A 20,088-nucleotide genomic window follows, 5' to 3' on the forward strand; every position below is an offset into this window, starting at 1 on the left:
CGATGAATATTAATCTTACTGGGAGAATCGCACTCGTAACTGGAGCTTCGGGAGGAATCGGCCGGGGGGTAGCAAGCATGCTCGCGGCAAGCGGTGCGAAGGTTGCGCTCAATTATTTGAACAGCCGCACGGGAGCAGAGGAAGCGGTTGCCGCTATTCGCGCTGCAGGCGGCGAAGCGGAGGCGTTCCAGGCAGACGTGACAAAGCCGGAGCAGATCGAAGGCATGATACGGTCAGTTGAAGCTTATTTCGGAGGCAGCATCGACCTGCTTGTGAACAACGCAGGGCATCTGGTTCAGCGTCTGGCGAATGAGGAAATGACGGAGGACTTATATACGAAGGTAATGGACGTGAATCTGAAAAGCACCGTATTCGTCAGCAAATACGTCATTCCCGGCATGAAGGCGAAGGGGCGCGGAAGCATCGTCAATATGACGTCGATCGCGGCGCATAACGGCGGCGGGCCAGGCGCGTCCATCTATGCGGCGAGCAAGGCAGCCGTGCTTGCGTATACGAAAGGGCTTGCCAAGGAGCTTGCCGCCAGCGGCATTACGGTAAATGGGGTGTCGCCGGGCTTCATCGGACAGACGGCGTTCCACGATACGTTTACGCCGGATGCCGCTCGCAAGGCTACGGTGCAGAGTATTCCGCTCGGACGGGAAGGGACGCCGGAGGATGTAGCTGGCGCAGTGCTGTTCCTCGTATCGGAGCTTTCTTCCTATTTGACGGGAGAGACGATCGAAATAAACGGAGGCATGTTCATGCGATGAGCATCCGGGAGAAGGCTGAGCGTTACGGTTGGTGCGCGGATGCGCTGAAGGAGCTGGCGGCTGAGCTGGATCAGGTGATCGATGCAGCCGGCCAGCAGAGTATTCATGAGCCAAGCATCCCAAAGGAGCCGGGCGGCTGGTGGCATAGCTATGTATGCCCTGTCCATCATTCGGAGCTGCTGTTCGATCCGCTCGAAGAGGATGCTACTGCTTATTCCTGTCCTTATGGCTGTGAGCTTACCGGCGAGCCATATCGGGGAGCGTGGCTTGTGTTCAAGCATCAGTCGCTAGCAAGGCATGCGCTGCAAGCGGCAGCGGTATATGCCGCTACAGGCGAGAGCCGCTATGCGGAGCTTGGCCGCGCGATCATCATCAAGTATGCGGAGCAATTCCCGCATTACCCGGTTCATCCGGACGCGTCGCCATGGATGCTGAAAGGCAGAGCCTTTCATCAAGCGCTAACGGAAGCGATATGGGCGACAACGATCATAAAAGCGTATTTGCTGCTCGTGGACGAAGGAATTTCCTTCAAAGCTGCGGACGCGACGCTTCGCACGTTCTTTGCGATGCTGGAGAGCAGCATGCTGGAATATCATGCGATACTGACCAGCGAGCGGGGAAATCCCGAGAACAATTACACAGCTTGGCTGAACGCAGCATTGTCATGCGTATATGCGGCTCGCGGCGAACAGGAGAAGCTGCTGGCGCAGCTGGATGCCGAGGGAGGCTTCCGCCATCATCTATCGATTGCGGTGAAGCCTGACCAGCTGGAGTTTGAGGGAAGCATCTATTATCATGTTTTTGTATTGAGGGCGTACTTTATTAGCGCCGAAATGGCTCGAAGATTCGGAGAGGACTTGTACCAATATAGCGGCGAGCAGGGACAGACATTAAGAGGCATGCTGGCCGTGCTTGCTCAGCTGGCGGACGCGGGTGGATCTTTGCCAGCGCTGCATGATGGGCCTTACCGGCGCGAGCCTTATGCAAGGGAGCTTGCCGAGATTTTTGAGATCGGATTGACGCATTATGGCGATGAGGCTGTGCTGCCGCTGCTCGGAGAAGTCTGCCGACAGCTTAGACCAAAGGATCATCTCCGCGGAGGGCTGGAGGCTGTTTTATATGGAACGGGGGATTTAGACATAAAAGCAAGGAAGGCTCATGTGGAATCGGTGTGCTTGGAAAGCAGCGGCTTTGCCATGCTCGCGCATGAAGGCAACAAGCTGTCATGCCTGCTCGACTTTGGCTCGCACGGCGGCTCGCATGGTCATTATGACAAGCTAAATCTCATGCTCAGCCACCGCTCGTATCCGCTCTCGCCAGACCGCGGCACCGTGCCGTACGGCTCCCGGTTAAAGAAGGAATGGTACCCGCATACTGCATCCCATAATACGGTCAGTATCGGAGGCCGCTCGCAGTCTGAAGCGCAGGGTGCCTGCTTGAAATACGAAATGGCAGAGAACCGCTCATACGGATGGATTCGCACGAGCAATGCCTATGAAGGAGCTATTCTTGATCGCCATGTGCTGGTCAATGAATGGTGGGTGCTGGATTGGTTTGAGGTGCGATTGGAGGAGCCGCAGCAGGTTGATTGGTGGTTCCATTATATTGGGAATGGTGATACGAGCATCGAAGCGGGACATAGCCTTAACGGCGGCGCTTCCTTGCCGATGCCGCTTGGCGAGCACGACGGCTACTCTTATGTTCAAGCTAACTTTCGCCATGATGCGGCATTCTCTCGCGCTTTTGAGTTCCGAATTAAACAGGAGGAGATGCTCAGAGGGCATTCAACGCCGGAAGCTGTGTCTGTGGCGCTTTGGGCAGACGCTGGAGCATCGCTCATCCATGTGCTGTCGCCGGGAATTGCTGACAATCCGTCGCGCATGGCCGAGGGATTGCTTCATCGCCAAGTCGGCGACAGTGTCCGTTTTATCGCTGTGTATGCATGCGGCAACGAGGCGCCGGAGCTGCGGTGGACGGAAGCGGGGGAGCTGCTCGTTAGTCTCAGTGGTGAGGATGCTGCGGCAAGCAAAATTTATGAGCTTACCGACGACGGTCTGAAGGAGAGAGGGAACCTGCGATGAACAAGCTGTTTGAGCCGCTCAGCGGCAAGCTGTCCGTACCTTATGAGCCGAATGAGCAAACGATGCTGCTGGAGAATCCCCCTCGATTTACGTGGATGCCGGCCAGGCTGGACGATGACCGATATGTGCTGCAATATGCGATGACCGACTCGTTCGACGAGGAGCAGACGGTTACGGTTCAATCGATTCCTTATAACCTGTACACGCCGGATCATCTCTTTGCTCCTGGCCGCTACTATTGGCGTTACTCCTTGCAGCCAGAGGTGGAGGGAGCCCAGATTGGTTGGAGCGAGACTCGCTCGTTTATCGTGCCGGAACAATTGCCCAAGACGCCGCTGCGAGCGAGAGCAGACCGATATGCGGAGACAACTGCGGCTCACCCCAGACTATGGCTCGGGCCGGAGCAATTGTCGGCATTCCGCTCGGAGCTGGCGAAGGATGAGGCTTATTGCGGCTGGGACGCCTTTTATGAACAATCTGTTAAGCCATGGCTTTGTAGAGAGCTGGTCGCCGAGCCAGAGCGTTATCCGGACAACAAGCGGGTCGCGAAGCTATGGCGCAAAATGTATATGGATTGTCAGGAGACGCTTTATGCCATTCGTCACCTAAGCGTAGCGGGCGTCATCATGCAGGATGAGGAAATGATTGAGAAGGCGAAAAGCTGGCTGCTCCATGTCATCCGCTGGGATACGGAAGGGACGACCTCGCGCGATTACAACGATGAGGCAGCGTTTCGGATTGCCGGAGCGGTTGCATGGGGGTATGACTGGCTGCATGGCTATCTATCCGATGAGGAGCGGGAAGCTGTGCGTGCCAATCTGTTTCGTAGAACAGAGCAGGTTGCCCAGCATGTCATCGACCGCTCCAAAATCCATCACGTACCTTATGACAGCCATGCCGTGCGTTCTTTATCGTCCGTGCTGACGCCAGCATGCATCGCGCTGCTTCATGAGGAGCCGAGGGCGCAGGAGTGGCTCGATTACACGCTGGAATATTACTCCTGCCTATATTCGCCATGGGGAGGGGAGGACGGCGGCTGGGCAGAAGGGCCGCTCTATTGGACGACGGGGCTCGCTTTCGTTATCGATGCGATCAATCTCATCCGCGGCTATACGGCAATTGATCTGTTTAAGCGGCCGTTCTTCGCAAAGACAGGCGACTTTCCGCTCTATTGCGCTAGCCCAGGCACGATTCGCGCTAGCTTCGGCGACCAATCTTTTTTAGGAGAGCCGACGAGCTTGAAGACCGGCTTTAACGTCCGCCAATTCGCGGGCCTGAGCGGCAATGGGCTTTATCAGTGGTTTTACGAGCAGACAGCCGCAGCTGACAAGGACGCGGATTCGAAGTTTTATAATTACGGCTGGTGGGATTTTCGCTTCGATGAGCTGTTGTATAGACATGATTATCCGGCAGTTGAAGCGATTGCCCCAGCAGAAGGAGCCATTGCGCCGGTCAAATGGTTCCGCGATATCGGCTGGGTTGCCATGCATCATCGGATGGACGATCCGCAGGAGCATATTATGCTGCTGGCAAAGAGCAGCCGATACGGCTCCATCAGCCACAGCCATGGCGATCAGAATGGCTTCCTGCTGCATGCTTATGGCGAGCCGCTAGCGATAGAGAGCGGCCATTACGTCGCCTTCGGCAGTACGATGCATATGAACTGGCGCCGTCAGACGCGGTCGACCAACAATTTGCTGATCGACGGCCTGGGCCAATATGCCGGCAAAAACAAAGTGCAATGCATGGAAGCGAGCGGAAATATAGAGGATGCCTATTACTCGGCAGAGGGCGGAGGCCGCGGCTTTGCGAGAATGAACGCGACGGCAGCGTATAAAGCGAATGTCCCTTATTTGGAGCGGTACATAAGAGAATTGTACTTCTTCAATCAAGGTTACGTTGTCATCGTCGATTATGTAGATTTGTCACAGCCTGGCAAGCTTGACTGGCTTATGCACACGATGTACGAGATGAAGCTGTCGGAGCATACCTTCCGCGTGAGAGGCAAGGCAGCGGACATGGACGGCCGTTTCGTCTACTGCTCATCGGGAAGCATGACGCTAACGCAGCATGATCAGTTTACGGATGTCGATCCCGTTGAGCTGGAAGGGCTTGATAATCAGTGGCATTTGAGCGCAAGTACAAACGCAGCTACAAGCCACCGCATCGTAACGCTGCTCGTACCGATGAAGAAGGGCGAGGAAAAGTACGTTTCTTATTTCCTCGACGATCAGGATCACGGCGTCCATATCTATTTTACGAATGAACACGGCATCACGCAGAAGATTGAAGTATCCAAGGCTTATTAAGAAGCATGTCTCTAATTGATCTAAAATCTAGTGAACTAGAAACTTTCAATTTGAAAGCCAAGCAGAAAGAGAAAACGAGGGAAAGACCGGCAACGAGTCAATAGGCTCGTTGCCGGTCTTTCTTCATGATGGTGCAGGGACTACTTCAACAACCAAAGCGCGGGAACATTTGAAGGCTCCCAGCTTACAATTGAAGTATGCGACTGCCGACATTCATACAAGGAACCATTGTAGGTAACGAGGGCTCCAGTCGTATAAGCCGTATTAGGTGCCCATGCAGGAGCGGAGGATGCGGCTGCGGTTGTGCCATTTATGGTACTGGCAGCGGATTGATTGCCTGCAGCATCGATTGCATGCACATTGAACGTATAAGTCGTGCTTGCGCTAAGCCCGGTTACCGTATAAGAGGTTGCAGTGCCAGCAACGGTTGCTACTAGCGTTGTGCCCCGATAGATTTTATAGCCGGTTACGCCCACATTGTCTGTTGAAGCGTTCCACATCAGCATTAAGCTTGATGAGGTCGGTGCTCCCATCACATGCAGTCCGCCAGGTGCAGTCGGTGCTTGCGTATCGTTTCCGACAGGAGCATTCGTAGTGACCGAAATAGAGTTGCTTGCGCTTGACGCATTGCCCGCAGCATCTATTGCCTTAACATTGAAGGTGTATGCAGTGTTAGCTGTTAACCCTGTAACATTGTAGGATAGCGTCGTACCGGACACCGTTCCGACTAAGGAAGAGCCATTGAAAACGCGGTAGCCGGTAACGCCTACATTATCCGATGAAGCATTCCATGCCAAGGATACGCTGGTGGATGTTTTGGCAGGCGACGTTAGGGAAGAAGGTGCAGTGGGCGCTTGCGTATCGCCAGGATTGGTTCCGCTGAAATTGACATCAATCACATTGTAAAAAGCGTTTGCGGTATCGGCAATTTCCCAAACAGCTAAAATGACTTGATAACCAGTGCGGGCAGGCACGTTGCAGGTGTTCGAATAGGAGAACGGCGGTTGTCCGCTGTAGTTGACGGAGCAGAATGGAGTCAAATCAAAGGAATCGCGTGTGAGAGCAGCGTTCGGATTCCAGTTTTGCTTCGTAATATAGTATTTCCAGCTAGCAGTTGAATGATTGGCGGTAAGCTTCCAAGTAAATGTATTTTGACCGGAGGAAATGTTCACTTTCGACCAGCGTGTAGCCGATTGTTCGTCAAGCTTCGGGAATGCTCCATTTGCGCTCGCGATTTTGCCGTCTGCAGGCCCTGCAGCAGGGAACCCTTTAGGCGCTTCTAGACTTTGAGGTTCATAGACAATCGTTCCGCAATCTGTGTTCTGGCCGGATTTACAGAGGGCGGCGCGACTCGCAGGCCCTTCAACGTAGCCATGGGCAAAAAGCTGTTGCGAGAAAAGCGTCAATCCAAGAGCGGTAATAATCATAATGCTCAAGTAAGTGCGGAAATTTTTCACCTTAAAATGGGGCAAACGAATGGTTGACAATGAATTAACCTCCTTCAAATTGGGTGTTGCCGATATGTATAAGCGCTTAAACTAATAGCGAATATACATCTCGAAAAACCTTACCGTTGATGGGGGAACAAAGCCTCCCTTCTTATGAAAATTGTATATATAAACTCATATTGAGTTCATATCAAGATCGGAAATAGGAATGTAACGCGATGAAAAGGCCATTTGGCGAAGCCGTGTGATTTACCGGTAGGATCATTCTCGGAGGGGATTGGACATATTTGTCATTGGAGCTGCGACTGAAATCAGTGTACTACACTTTTTTTATAATTATGAGAGTATTTTGGATTATTTAATCAAAATCATGATTTATGACGTCATTAACAAGAAAAAAATGGTCATAAATATTAGGCGATTGTGCGCAGCCATTGGCTTTTTGATTGAAACTTGATTAGCGAATCACAAGGTTTAATGTAATGATACTCCGAATTACAATAGGTCTTTTTAATCATAAATAGCAAAAAAGTTCGAAAGCATTAGGCCAAACTACGTGATAGAAAGCCGATTCCGCTTAAGACGGATTTGGAAAGGATCGAAGGCTGCTTTTTCACAAAGACTTTTCTTGCCCCCGTTCCATCGTATTTTTTTACCCCTTGACCCCTCAAAGCCGCATATTTTTACCCCTGTTTCGAGAGATATTAACCCCTTATTTTACCAATTGCCCCATTGAAATGAACTAAACAATCCCATAAAATTTTAGTAACAGCAAGAATTCATGACTGCTAAAATAACACTATTTTAAGGGGGAATAACAAAAATGTTTAAAAATTCAAAATGGTTTTTGTCTTTAGCGCTCATATGCGTCTTGATCTTGTCGGCATGCGGCAACAACGGAAACAATACGGCCGGCAGCAGCAATGAGCCAAGCGCGACGCCAGCTGACGAAGCGACAAAAGCGCCAGAGGCAGAAAAGGTTAAGCTTCGTGTATTCTCCACATTCGGCGGTACGGACCCTGGTAAAGTAGCTTTCGAGAAGGTTCTGAAGGAATTTACGGATGCGAATCCTAATATTACAGTTGAAAATGATATTATGTCTGCGAATGATGACGGCTTCAGAACAAAAGTGAACACGGATATGAACAGCGGCAACGAGCCGGATCTATTGTTCTACTTTATCGGCAAAGATGCTGAGGGCTTTGTAAACGCTGGCAAAACCGTGCCGTTGAACGACATCCTGGACGCAGATCCAGAATGGAAAGGCGGCTTCATCCCTGATGCGCTTGAGCTTGCCAAACAAGCGGACGGCAAAATCTACTCCATTCCTGTAACAGGCTTCTACGAGGGAATGTTCGTAAACAAAAAGCTGTTTGAAGACAACAATGTTGAGCTTCCTACAGATTGGGAAAAGCTGAAAACAGCTGTTAAAGCTTTCGCGGCTAAAGGAATCATTCCAATCTCGGCGCCATTTGACCAATCGCACTACCTGATCGAACATTCGATTTTGGCTGCTGCCGGTCCTGAAAGCCAAGCAAAAGGTTTAAAAGACGGAATAGATCCAAACTGGGAGCTCGGCTTGTCGGGCTTGAAAGAACTGTATGATCTTGGCGGCTTCCCTAAGGATGCTGCAACAATCGATCTTGGAATGGCTCAGAACTACTACTATGAAGGCCTTGCTGCAATGCTGATTGAAGGTTCGTGGGCAATTGGCGGCATGAGCGACGAGCGTAAAGCCGAGACAACAGTAATCCCGTTCCCTGCCATTACTGGCGGTAAGGGAAGCGGCAACGATATCGTAGGCGGATTCGGAACTGGCTTCTATCTCGCTCAAAAAACATTCGACGACGCGAAGAAAAAGGATGCAGCTATCGCACTGTTGAAGCATGTTACATCCAAAACGAGCATCCAAACGATCGCTCAAGCCAATGGCGGAACGCCAGCAGCTGACGTAGAAGTAACCGGCCACCCGCAGGTTGTTCTTGACGGATTTGCAATGGCTGCTAAGGCTGCGTCAATCAGCATGCCAGTAGACAGCAAAATGTCTCCTGAAACGTTCACAACGATTCGTTCATTTATTAAACCTATCGTAACGGGTGAGAAAACGCCGAAAGAGGCGCTTGAGGCTGCTAAGAAAATCGAGGATGCGAATAAGTAAGCGAAATGAATCAATGATGCTCCAAATGATACCCGCCGCCCCTCTACTTGTACGGGCGGCGATATCATTTCAAGATCAAAAAAACTTACACCGTAGGTGATTGTATGAAGGGCGATAGGAAGTATATCTTTTTATTTTTGTTTCCGGCTGCGGTTTTAATGTCGATTTTTATTTATTATCCTTTTCTTAAAAGTATATATTTGAGCTTCTTTCGGACAAACGGTTTTTTTGATAAGAAGTTCGTAGCATTTGAAAACTACAAACGGCTTTTTTCGGATGAAATGCTGGGTGCAGCAACGCTTAACACGTTAGAGATCATGCTCTATGTTGTTATTTTCCAAGTTGGCATTGCATTGGTATTAGCCGTTATGGTGGATAGCATGAAGTGGGGAAAAACATTTTTCCGAACCGTATTTTTTTTCCCAATCGTCATTTCCGGCGCAGCGATCTCATTGATGTTCGTATTGATTTACAACTACCAGTTCGGTTTGCTAAACAGTGCGCTGGCTAAGCTGGGATTTGAAAAAATCTTGTGGCTTAGCGAGACAGGCGCGCTGCGGGCGATCGCCGTTCCAACGGTATGGCATTACGTAGGCTTTTACTTCATCTTGTTCCTTACTGCGATGTCCAAAATTCCTTCCGATTTTTACGAGGCGGCGAGGATCGAAGGCATCTCCGGCATAAAGAAGACCGTGTATCTAACGATCCCGCTCATTGTTAGCGATATTAAGGTCGTCTTGATACTGGCGATTACCGGTACGCTCAAAGTATTTGATTTCATTTGGATTTTGGCAAGAGGACAGAACGGCACGGAAGTGCTTGGAACCTACATGTACAAAAAAGCGCTGATTGATTTGAACTTCGGCTATGGCTCTACCGTAGCGATTTTTATTGTTGTATTTGGCGTAGTGCTGTCGGTGATTACGAATCGTTTGCTCAAAAGAGAAGAAATTACCTACTAACGGTGGAAAGGGGGGACGGAAATGCAGCAAATGAATATGGAGACGCGCAAAAGGAAGAAAGCGACAATCGAAAAACGTTTTGCAGCTAGCGATATTTTGGTATACCTTTGCTTGAGCTTATGGGCTCTAACGACCATTTATCCGTTGTTCTGGGTCGTGAACAATTCGTTTAAAGTATCCAGAGATGTTATGAACAATTCGTTTGCCTTCGCGTCAAATCCCGTTATGATCAATTATGAGAACGCGTTTGACCGAATCAATATGGGACAGAGCTATATGAACAGCTTGATTATGTCCGTGAGCGGCGTGCTGCTCGTATTAGTATTTGGCGGTTTGGCAGCCTATGTAATCGCAAGATTCCGTTTTCGGGGCAGAAACGTTATTTTCTCCTTACTTGTCGCAACGCTATTAATACCTACGTTTGCAACTATCGTACCGGTATATGAGATTCTTATCAAATGGAAGCTGGTTAATACTTACCTGGGACTGATACTTCCTCAAACCGCGGGCAATTTAGCTTTTGCGACGCTTGTTATTGCCGGATTCATGGCCACCATTCCGAAGGATTTAGAGGAAGCGGCTTTTATAGATGGATGCAATCGCTATTCTATGTTTACGAAAATATTTTTACCGGTTTCAAGACCGGTATTTGCTTCAGCCAGTATTTTCGTATTTTTATGGTCCTATAACGATTTGTTCTCTTCGTTAATTTTTGTGAACAAGGAAAATGTACGTCCGATCGTTGCGCTATTAAATGAGATTAGTTCACAATACGGAACCGATTTTGGACTTATGGCCAGCGCCGTTTCCCTTACGGTCATTCCCGTATTCATTATATACTTGTTTATTCAAAGGTTTATTGAGAAAGGCCTGACGGAGGGCGCAATCAAAGGTTGATTGGTCACAAGAGAGGCGAAAAACCCCTGCAATGGAAGCATTGCGGGGTTTTTTTGCCTACATGTACCGTGACCGGCTTGGCAGGGAGAGGATGTTGGAGAAGAATGAACCCTACGATTTGAACTGCTCACGTACTTCTGAAGGATAACTGCCAAAATATTGGGTAAATAACTTCGTGAAATGCCGCGGGCTATAATACCCAACCTGCTCGGCGATTTTCTGAATCTGCAGATTTGGCTGAGACAACAACAGTTCCTTCGCTTTAAGCATCCGTGTTTCAATTAAATATTTGGTAAAGGTAGTACCGTATTTTTTGTGGAAAATCGCGCTTAAGTAGTTCGGGCTCATACCGACCTCCTCCGCAATTTGGGCAATTCCGATGTCATTCATATAATGCTGGTCGACATAGGCGATTACCTTTGCGATCAAATCACCTTGCTCCCGATTGGCATCAGACATCACATGCAGCATATTTATTCCGCAAGCTTGCAGGCTTGGCACCCAATCCTGCAAGCGCACCCCAGTGAGAGAGCAGGGCAGCTGGCGATCCAAAAAAGCTGCAGCATGGGTCCAATCGGCAGGCTTGCTTGGAACAATGCTTTTCAGGTCCTTCTCAAATGAAGTAAGCGCCTTCGCATAGTTCAAATAATCTTTTTGCAAATAAAGCTGTGTTACCCGGGCCAGCCAATTGCCGATTTTCAAATGACCCTCGAGGTTGTCGAGCTGCTTCAAATCTTCACATTGATGCAGTTGTCCAGTCGGCAGCAGTGAAAGCAGAGGCGTGAAAAGGTGAAGCTGTGCAATGGTTTCAGGTATTATGCCAATTTCCTCGCATATTGGCGCTTGCAGGGCATAGATAGAAAATGAATCCGAGCGTAAATCTTTGAAGCTAAACGCCAGCTGGCGGTTGTATATCGCAAGAGGCGATCCGCCGATCGCTTCACTTTGCGGGTCCCAAGCTAGAAAGGAGATGGTCGAGCCTTGCGGCATTTTAATTAAGCAGCAGCGAGTATCGCTGCGAGAAAGCAGCGGCTTTATGATCTGATGATGATTAAACGCGAGCTGCGGGCTTGCATCCTCTTGTGAACCATTCAACGACGCTTTTAGCAAGGTGATGGAATATCGGTAGCGTTTCATCTGTTCAGGCAGACGCAAATTGGAATGATCCAGCTCGCTTGTGCTATGCAGCACGGACAACAGATCATATTCGAACTGTCGGTTTAACCGCATCATCACTTCAGTACGCTCCGCTAGAACCTGCCGCACAGCTTGTTCCAGTTCAGAGTAAGGTACTGGCTTGACTAAATAATCGGTGATGCCAAGCAGCAGCGCTTCTCTTGCATAAGCAAAATCATTAAATCCCGATATTATGATCCATTTCGTGTGCGGAGAAAGGTTTTTTCCGATTCGAATCGATTCGATCCCATTAAGCTTAGGCATACGAATATCGACAAACACAAGGTCAGGCTGATGCTGCCCGATCAGTTTTAACAATTCTTCCCCATTTTTGGCTTCACCTTTAATTTGAATAGGGAGGTCCATTTCACTAAGCATGCTCACTAAAACATGCCTTGCGAGCTTCTCATCATCTGCTAGTATAATATTCATTTGAAGTGGTCCTCCTTTATAGGGATGTAAATATTGATGGTTGTTCCATGGCCGATGCGGCTGTTGATAATAAGCTCGGAATCCGGATGGGCAAGCTGCAGCCGGCTTCGCACATTGGCAATGCCGATATGCTCCTTCGCGTTATTTGGTTTAGTATCAAAGCCTACTCCGTTATCGGCAATCTCGATGGCAAGAAGCTGCCCACCTTTTCCTATTACCGTGCGGGCAATGATTCGTACCTCATTTGATTTATCGTCCGGCTCCGTGCCGTGGATGATAGCATTCTCGACGAGCGGCTGCAAAAGTAGCTTCGGCAGATTGAAGCCCGCAAGCTCACTATCATAATGAATAAATATCGTTAAATCATCCTCGAAACGCAATTGCTGCAGCTCTAGATATTGGGATAAAAAAGCGAACTCCCTCTCCAAAGTTGACAACGCATGATCCCTCAAAATATAGCGAAGCATGCCGCTTAAGGAAAAAATCGCATTCTCTAGTTTTTTGTTATCTCCATTTCTGTTCAAGGCAATAAAACCGTTGAGCGTATTATATAGAAAGTGAGGCTGAATCTGCGCCTGCAAAGCTTGGTATTCAGCATCCCGCTGCGCGAGCACCGCTTTGTACTGCGAGTTGATAAGCTCATTGATCTGAGAGATCATGCTGTTTAGTGCGCCTCCCAATTGTGCAATCTCATCTCTGCCTCTGCTCTCATAGCGCATCTTCATATTCCCCCGCTTAACCTCCATCATAACGTGGAACATTCGCTTGAAAGGTTCAACAATCCAGCGCGACAAATATAAGAAGAGAAGAAAGGTTACGAGCAAGCCGCCGAAGGATAGAAAAACTCCTGTCTCGTAAATCCATCTTGTTTTTTCATTGATCTCCGATTTGTCGAGTAAAGCGACGATGCTCCAGCCTGCTGAATCGATCTTATTGTATACGGCAGCATATTCAGCTTGTCCGTCACGAATGGATTCCGGCTTCATTTTCATTTGCTGCACGATTTTGGCTGATAACGGCTTATTGGCATAAATGATTTGATTGTTCTCATCTAAGATGGCGACACTAGAGCTGACATTAAAATGAATATTGGCTGTAATTTTGCGAAGCACGCTTGTTGCGGCGTCAGACATAATAACGCCAAGCGGTTGACCGGACTCCGGATCTTTGAGGAGCCTTGCGACAGAGAACACCTGGGCGGGCGATTCACTGATCAGATAGGCTTGATGATGCGAGTTGATAAAGGCTGCTTTTCCGTTCGCAGCTTCTGCTTTTTTGTACCAAGCTTCCTCTTCGAATGGATAATCATGTATGAGCTTTAAGGTGTGATTACGTGAGTTCAAGTAAGCTTGTCCAGTAATAGGAATAACAATTGTACTAATAATATCTTCTCTGGTATTGCTGAAAAAAGCAGATAACGTACTCGTCAGAGCACGGTCGGTTTGTAGTCGGACATAATCATTAGCCGTATCATACTGATTGCTTGCTTTGATTTTGAGCGCCTGAATAACGTTGTCATTCAAATAAGGAGAGGCGGTTAATCTCTCCAAATCGTCGAAATAAGTTTCGATATTTTCTGCAACTGCCGCCAGCGTATTCGCGGTAAGCTGCTGTGTATCCTTCGTTAGCAGACCTTGAAAATAGTAGGGCAGGACAAAGGCCAGCACTATAAATGGAGCTACGATGCTGAGCGAATAGATGAGTGTTAATTTAAAACGCAGCGTATGAACAACGTTCAACTGCAGCCCCTCCTTTAATGCGATTGGTCGCCAACTCTCATGCATAGCATATGAAATCGCATTCAAGGATGTCAACAGCTTGTAGACGTTTTCAATATTTGGTGTAGAAATCAGCGCAAACTTCGTAGAACTTTAGCATATGGGCGTATGATACTGGCATGCTATCATGAAAGCGTAGTCAACAAGACAACAAACATTGAGGGGATTGAGAGAGATGACGATGAAGCACACGAAACGGCTGATGTTTTTAACCCTGGTACTAGTATTCTTGCTGTCGGCCTGCAGCTCACAGGGAACTAAGGAAAATGAAAGCGCTACAAATGCTGGCAGTGCTAACAATACCAGCACAGAAACAAACACAAACACGAGTGAGAAGCCGGTAACGATTTCGGCATCGACGAACGTAGTAGGCGAGCAAGCGGCATTGATTCAAGAGCTGACTGAAAAGTTCATGACTGAAAACCCGAATATTAAAGTTGAGCTAACTGCGCCAGGCAGTGAGTACGAGAATATTATGAAGCTGAAAATGGCGTCGAATGAGCTTCCGGATGTTTTCTCAACACATGGCTGGTCACAAATTCGTTACGGCGATTACTTGGCTGACTTGAAGGATGAGGAATGGGTAAGCCGTCTGCAAGAGGCGATCAAGCCTGCGGTAACGGATGCTAGCGGTAAAGTGTATGCGCTGCCAATGGATCAAGATAAATCCGGTATGGCGTATAACGCAGAAGTGCTTGAAAAGTACGGCATTGAAATTCCGAAAACGTATGATGAGCTAATGGCTGCCGCTGAAAAAATCAAAACAGAAAGCAAAGGCGAGGTTGTTCCATTCCATGTCGGTGGTGCGGACAGCTGGACGCTTGGACAATTCTTCAACTACTTTGCTACACCGCTTTACATTAGTCCAACTGAAAATGATTCTGCATCGTTTGTAGATGGCACATTTGATTGGAAGAAATGGGATCAGCTTGCACAGATGTTCCTGGATCTGAAAACAAAAGGCTACTTGAATACGAACGTTCTGACTGCGAAATACAGCGATGACGCACAGGCGCTTGCTGAAGGCAAAACCGCATTTGAATTTTACGGTTCTTATATTATTGAAGAAGCTAGAAAGCTAAACCCAGAATTCAAAGGCGGATTCATGCCGATTCCAACCATTAAAGAAGGTGACACGCCTACTTTTGCCGGTGGAGAAAAAACAACCTTCGGCGTTTGGAAGGATTCCCCGAATATTGAAGCAGCTAAAAAGTATGTAGCATTTTTTGCTCAACCGGAAAATATCGCTGCAATGGCTAAATCGTCTGCGCTTCCTCCAGGTCTTGACGGCGTTGAAGTTGATGCAGGCGATCTGACAAGCTTCTATGAAAAATACAATGATACTCGTATCATTCCTTACTTTGACCGCGTATTCCTGCCAAGCGGCATGTGGGATGTCATGTGCAAAAACGGTGCTGATCTATTGGCAGGCGGCATTAAAGTTGAAGATTTCTCTAAAAACATGCAGCAGGAATTTGAGCGTCTAAGAGCAGTTAGCAAATAATTTTAATATAAGAAATAACGAAAGAACAACATAGAAAACGGCATACGAAGATAGCTGCGGCCGCATACGGCTAACATGCATGCGGCCGCGGCTCATTTTTGAAAAAAAGAAGCCGTACATGAGGAAGGAGGTTTGGAGATGCCAGCTAATAAAGTTGTCGTCAAGTCGACAGAGCATGTGATTTATCATACCAATAAACGGAAATCGAATCGATTCGCAAAGCTGTTCCGTTTTCCAGGCCTGTTGAATTTGATGTATGTACCCGCTTTGATCTTGTTTTCAATCTTTATTTTCTATCCGCTTATTAAAGGCTTTCAAGTATCGTTCTATAACTGGAATGGATTTTCGCAAAATATGATCTGGGTCGGCCTTGAGAAATACAAAATGATGTTATCTGACCAAAAAGTGATTACGACTTTCAAAAATACATTGATTTATGGACTCGGCAGCACATTGCTTCAAAACTTGTTTGGTCTGGCCTATGCGCTGTTTCTTGATCAGAAGATCCGTGCAAAGGCGTTAATTCGTACCGTTGTGTATCTTCCGGTTATTATTAGCCCGCTTATTATGGGTTACATCTGGTATTTCATCTTTCAATATAACAATGGAGCTTTAAATGACATCACGGCATTGTTCGGAGCTGCGCCAAAGGATTGGCTTTCTAATGGACCGATGGCTGTATGGATTATTACATTCGTAAATACTTATCAATACATGGGTATTGCCATGATTATCTTTTTGGCTGGATTACAGTCAATTCCCAAGGATTATTACGAAGCGGCTGAAATCGACGGTGCTCGTTGGTTTGCCCGATTCAAAAATATTACGATTCCATTGCTAATGCCTGCAATTACGGTCAATATCGTAGTCAACATAATCGGCGGCTTGAAGCTGTTTGATGTTATCATAGCGATGACTAACGGCGGTCCCGGCTACGCATCCATGTCGCTTTCGACGATGATGTACAATTTAATGTTTGCAAGACAGGACGCAGGCTATGCATCCGCATTAGGCATTGTCATGTTTTTAATGATTTGCGTCATTAGCTTGACGGCACTGTGGCTGCTTCGCAGGAAGGAGGTACAGGCATGAGCAAAGTGACGAAATACATCGCTGCGTTTTTCATCGTAATTGTTCATATCATTCCTTTCTACTTGCTGGTCAACATGGCCTTTAAGCCAATGAAGGATTTAAGCTCCAAATGGGTACCGGCGTCCAACATCAATTTCAGCAATTTCGTTGATGCCTGGAAGCACGCGGGACTAGATAAAGCGCTTATGAATAATATTATTATTACCGTTTGCACCATTGTACTCGGGATCTTAATTGGTGCGATGGCATCCTATCCATTGTCGCGCTTTAAGACTAAAGTGAATCAGGTTGTTTATATGCTTTGCGTGTCCTGCTTGGTCGTACCGGCACTTACGATTCTCGTTCCATTGTATAGGCTGGTTGTCGATGTCAATGGCATCAATACGCATTGGGCGATTATATTGATTCATGTCACCTTTATTCTTCCAATGACCATTTTCTTATATTCAGGATTTGTTGGAGGCATTCCGAAGGAATTGGACGAAGCGGCTTTAATTGACGGCTGCAATCATTTTGAGATCTTCTACCGCATTATTTTCCCATTAATGAAACCGATTACAGCTACGGTTGTCATTATACTGGGGATGCAGGTATGGAACGATTACCAGTTCTCGATCTTCTTTCTGCAAAAAGCGGATTACCGTACGATTCCCGTCGCGCTGTCATCATTCATCTCGCAGTTCCAGAACAATATTAGCTGGGTGGCGGCGGGCTGTATGATCGCGATGATGCCGATGACCATCATTTATATGTTTTTTCAAAAATATTTTATTAAAGGTATGGCAGATGGCGCAATCAAAGGTTAGCTTTATGGAATCCATCTAGCAAAACAACAAAAACCACTTCCTCGGAAGTGGTTTTTGTTGTTTTATTGGATAAGTATTTAGTCGAATGTAACGCGATAGGTCAAATACTACGGATTGTCCACCGGCAGATGAAAAGTTCGAATATAACTCCGACTATTTAAATAAGCATAAACAATACATCTAGGAAGCGCATTCAAAAAAAATGACATGCAGGGTCGACTAGCAGCAACCAAATGAAGGAGGAAAAAGTGTGAAAGCGTTCAAAAGAAAATTTGTTCTAATGTCAGCAATGATCATTTGTGTTTCATTGTTATTTGGTTGTACGAGCAATACGAGCAATAATGGTACAACGACGAACGAACCCAGCAATACGAATACAGAGGGCGGGAATGCCGAGACGACAAAGAAAACGATCACGATTACGTATAGAGATGATGGAATTGGCGAGCAAGGAACGCTTTATAAATGGATCAAGGAAATATCTGCGAGTTATCCGAACAAAAATGTGGAAATCAAACCAACGCCTATACAAGCGTCCGAAGGAGATTATTTTGCCAAAATTGCTTTGGCATTGAAATCCAAGGACACGGCGCCTGATATCGTTACGGAAGACACGTTTATTTTGAATTCGGATGCAAGCGCAGGGTTTCTGGAGCCCTTGGATGAGAGACTAAAAGGTTGGGAAGATTGGACCAATGGTTCCTTTATTGAAGCGATGAAAAAGGGTGTGACAGCAAGCGACGGCAAAGTTTATGGCGTTCCCTACAACACCGATTCAAGAGGCCTATGGTATAACAAAGAAATTTTCAAAAAAGCAGGCTTGCCGGAGGATTGGCAGCCGAAATCATGGGATGACATCCTAAGCGCAGCAAGAACGATCAAAGAAAAAGCTGGCGAGGATGTTGTTCCGATCTGGATGAACCTTGGTAAGGCAACAGGAGAAGCAACATCGATGCAAACCTATGAAATGCTGCTCTATGGAACGGGAGATAGATTGTATGATGATGCCACCAGCAAATGGATCATTAAGAGTCAGGGCATATTGGATGCGCTAAGCTTCATTGAGACGATTAACAAGGAGAAGCTTGGACCGCCGCTGTCTAAAGTATTGAATGGTCAGGCAGGAAACACTTCCTCGCGGGAATATTTGCCTCAAGGCAAGCTTGCCATCTCATTAGATGGCTCTTGGATCACAGGCAACTATTTTGAAAGCGGCGCTGCGCCATGGCCGGAATATAAGGATGTTCTAGGCTTTGCCCCAATGCCGACAAGCAAAGGCCAGGCACCGGGCTCGATTACACTGGCAGGCGGATGGGCGTTATCTATTCCTAGCAATGCGAAGAATAAAGATGAAGCATGGGACTTCATCAAATATGCATTAAACAAAGAGAATACTCAGAAGCTTGTCATTGCTTCAGGCAACATTACGGTTCGGGCAGATGTGGCAAAGGATCCTGAATATACAAAAATGCCGTTTAATGAAATCGCGACGGAGTATTTGCAAAATGCGGAGTTCAGGCCAGCGCAGGATAAATATCCTGAGGTGTCGACTCAAATCCAAACGATGGTTGAGTCGGTGACTACAGGTACGTCGCCTGCGGATGCGCTGAAAAAGTATGCGCAGGATGTAACAAGAATTGCAGGCAAAGAAAATGTAACGGAAAAATAAAAGAAAGAAGCTAGCTTGCTCAAGCAGATCCTTGCAAGCGGATTTGCTTGAGCAGCCGCTTTTTTTGATTTTCAGCATGCGGGAGGAGAACGATGCATGAGCAGTTTGACGGGAAATGTTCTCTATAAGAAAAGAAAATCATATGTTTGGCTCTATTTTTTGCTTCCATCAATAGCGATCATGCTCGTTTTTTTTATTTATCCGATTTTGTTGACCTTCTTTTATTCCTTCACGAATTTGGCATTGACCGGGGAAGCGGCCAAGGAGCTGAAATTTGTCGGAATCGACAACTATACTCGCATGTTTGAAGACCCGACAGTTAGAGTCAGCATATGGAATACGCTCGTTTTCTTGATAGGCTCTGCTGTTATCGGTCAGCAAGTGCTGGGATTTCTGATTGCACTATTAATGAAGCATAAAAATAAGATGTTTAGGCGCGTCGTTGGCACGATTGTGCTGGCAGGCTGGGTAACGCCTGAAATAGTCTGTGCATTATGCCTATACAGCTTTTTCGGAGATGAAGGTACACTCAATGCTATTATTACATCCATTGGACTTCCTGAAGTTCTTTGGCTGTATACCGTTCCAATGGTCACCATCATCCTTGCGAACATTTGGCACGGCACGGCTTTCTCTATGCTTGTGTTCCAAGCAGCGCTGGATGATGTGCCGACGGAGATTGAAGAAGCAGCTGTTGTAGACGGGGCATCGGGCTGGCAGATTTTAACGAAAATTACGATTCCTTATATTAAAGATACGATTACAACGAATATGATGCTCGTAACGCTGCAGACGCTTGGGGTGTTTGGACTCATCTATGCGATGACCGGCGGAGGACCAGGAACTTCAACCACTACTTTGCCTATCTTTATGTATAACCAAGCTTTTGTTAATTATCAGCTCGGCTATGGCACCGCAATATCCTTATTGCTGTTGTTAATTGGCATTATTCTTAGCTTGTTCTATATCCGCTCGATGAAAGAGTAAATGTACAAGGAGACTTCGT

At 47.2% G+C, this 20,088-nt stretch carries 14 protein-coding genes; 11 read left to right on the top strand and 3 right to left on the bottom strand.

Going from position 1 to position 20,088, the window contains the following annotated elements:
* The first annotated feature begins 2 nt into the window (after window positions 1-2).
* Genes HI950_RS14660 through HI950_RS14670 form a run of 3 tightly spaced genes read left to right on the top strand, consistent with a single transcriptional unit; the run spans window position 3 to window position 5,160 of the window.
* Window positions 3-770, top strand: a complete 768-nt coding sequence (locus HI950_RS14660; protein ID WP_169084996.1) for an SDR family NAD(P)-dependent oxidoreductase — start codon at window positions 3-5, stop codon at window positions 768-770.
* On the top strand, window positions 767-2,851 hold the full coding sequence (locus HI950_RS14665; protein WP_169084994.1) for a heparinase II/III domain-containing protein: 2,085 nt from the start codon (window positions 767-769) through the stop codon (window positions 2,849-2,851). Before HI950_RS14660 ends, HI950_RS14665 begins: the two co-directional genes overlap by 4 nt.
* Window positions 2,848-5,160 carry a DUF4962 domain-containing protein gene (locus tag HI950_RS14670; RefSeq protein WP_169084992.1) on the top strand — a complete coding sequence of 771 codons (2,313 nt, stop codon included), beginning with the start codon at window positions 2,848-2,850 and terminating at the stop codon, window positions 5,158-5,160. The genes HI950_RS14665 and HI950_RS14670 overlap by 4 nt, the downstream gene beginning before the upstream one ends.
* Before the next feature lie 140 nt (window positions 5,161-5,300).
* On the opposite strand, the gene HI950_RS14675 is transcribed toward HI950_RS14670, so the two are convergent.
* Entirely contained in the window at window positions 5,301-6,647 is a 1,347-nt protein-coding gene (locus tag HI950_RS14675) for a lytic polysaccharide monooxygenase (RefSeq protein ID WP_411268096.1), read from the bottom strand.
* Window positions 6,648-7,431: 784 nt separating this feature from the next.
* Here HI950_RS14675 and HI950_RS14680 point away from each other — a divergent pair.
* From HI950_RS14680 to HI950_RS14690, 3 genes are all read left to right on the top strand, one after another.
* Window positions 7,432-8,766: an ABC transporter substrate-binding protein gene (locus tag HI950_RS14680; RefSeq protein ID WP_169084990.1), complete on the top strand. Its 1,335-nt coding sequence runs from the start codon at window positions 7,432-7,434 to the stop codon at window positions 8,764-8,766.
* A gap of 200 nt (window positions 8,767-8,966) precedes the next feature.
* Window positions 8,967-9,728 carry a carbohydrate ABC transporter permease gene (locus HI950_RS14685; RefSeq protein WP_223285282.1) on the top strand — a complete coding sequence of 254 codons (762 nt, stop codon included), beginning with the start codon at window positions 8,967-8,969 and terminating at the stop codon, window positions 9,726-9,728.
* Between the two features lie 21 nt (window positions 9,729-9,749).
* Window positions 9,750-10,625 carry a carbohydrate ABC transporter permease gene (locus HI950_RS14690; protein WP_223285283.1) on the top strand — a complete coding sequence of 292 codons (876 nt, stop codon included), beginning with the start codon at window positions 9,750-9,752 and terminating at the stop codon, window positions 10,623-10,625.
* Window positions 10,626-10,736: 111 nt separating this feature from the next.
* Here the strand turns inward: HI950_RS14690 and HI950_RS14695 are convergent, their stop codons facing one another.
* Complete coding sequence (locus HI950_RS14695; protein WP_169084986.1) at window positions 10,737-12,233, bottom strand: response regulator transcription factor; 1,497 nt, start codon at window positions 12,231-12,233, stop codon at window positions 10,737-10,739.
* On the bottom strand, window positions 12,230-13,972 hold the full coding sequence (locus tag HI950_RS14700; RefSeq protein ID WP_169084984.1) for a cache domain-containing sensor histidine kinase: 1,743 nt from the start codon (window positions 13,970-13,972) through the stop codon (window positions 12,230-12,232). The genes HI950_RS14695 and HI950_RS14700 overlap by 4 nt, the downstream gene beginning before the upstream one ends.
* Window positions 13,973-14,186: 214 nt before the next feature.
* Between HI950_RS14700 and HI950_RS14705 the strand changes: the two genes are divergently transcribed.
* The 5 genes from HI950_RS14705 (at window position 14,187) to HI950_RS14725 (ending at window position 20,069) form a co-directional block, all read left to right on the top strand.
* Window positions 14,187-15,515, top strand: a complete 1,329-nt coding sequence (locus HI950_RS14705; RefSeq protein WP_223285284.1) for an ABC transporter substrate-binding protein — start codon at window positions 14,187-14,189, stop codon at window positions 15,513-15,515.
* 138 nt (window positions 15,516-15,653) lie between these two features.
* On the top strand, window positions 15,654-16,607 hold the full coding sequence (locus HI950_RS14710) for a carbohydrate ABC transporter permease (RefSeq protein WP_169084982.1): 954 nt from the start codon (window positions 15,654-15,656) through the stop codon (window positions 16,605-16,607).
* The gene (locus HI950_RS14715; RefSeq protein ID WP_169084980.1) at window positions 16,604-17,413 is read left to right on the top strand and encodes a carbohydrate ABC transporter permease; all 810 of its coding nucleotides are present in this window, start codon (window positions 16,604-16,606) and stop codon (window positions 17,411-17,413) included. The genes HI950_RS14710 and HI950_RS14715 overlap by 4 nt, the downstream gene beginning before the upstream one ends.
* A 280-nt stretch (window positions 17,414-17,693) precedes the next feature.
* Window positions 17,694-19,082, top strand: coding sequence for an ABC transporter substrate-binding protein (locus HI950_RS14720; RefSeq protein WP_191296866.1), 1,389 nt, complete (start codon window positions 17,694-17,696; stop codon window positions 19,080-19,082).
* Window positions 19,083-19,178: 96 nt separating this feature from the next.
* On the top strand, window positions 19,179-20,069 hold the full coding sequence (locus tag HI950_RS14725) for a carbohydrate ABC transporter permease (protein ID WP_169084976.1): 891 nt from the start codon (window positions 19,179-19,181) through the stop codon (window positions 20,067-20,069).
* The last annotated feature ends 19 nt before the right edge of the window (window positions 20,070-20,088 follow it).

It is taken from the genome of Paenibacillus sp. PL91, assembly GCF_012935325.2.
Lineage (GTDB): Bacteria > Bacillota > Bacilli > Paenibacillales > Paenibacillaceae > Pristimantibacillus.